The organism is Bacillus sp. GbtcB10 (assembly GCF_019091365.1).
In the GTDB taxonomy this organism is placed as follows: domain Bacteria; phylum Bacillota; class Bacilli; order Bacillales; family Bacillaceae; genus Bacillus; species Bacillus altitudinis.
Map to the genome: position 1 here is coordinate 1 of NZ_JAGXJP010000462.1, position 230 is coordinate 230.

Annotated in this window: 1 protein-coding gene; it reads right to left on the reverse strand. The window is 37.0% G+C overall.

The features are described 5' to 3' along the window. Window positions 1-142, reverse strand: a 142-nt coding sequence (locus KVT11_RS21230) for a thioredoxin domain-containing protein (protein ID WP_483297941.1), incomplete at its 3' end; no start/stop codon positions are given. Window positions 143-230: the final 88 nt, after the last annotated feature.

Sequence of the window (230 nt, forward strand, 5' to 3'; positions counted from 1 at the left end):
TTTCTGGATAGTTTGCTTCCAGCTCTGGCAAAAACGGCACAATAAGTGTGCAGTCCGGGCCCCAGTCAGCTGAAAATAGTACTACTGTTAAGTCTTCTTGAATCACTTTTTGTAATTCTTCGTTTGATTCTATTTTTTTCATGTTTGATTCCTCCAGTTTGTATACTTAAATCTCCGAATTGTTTATAGCCTTTCTTTCTCATCCATTCTGATACTACCAAACTAATCAC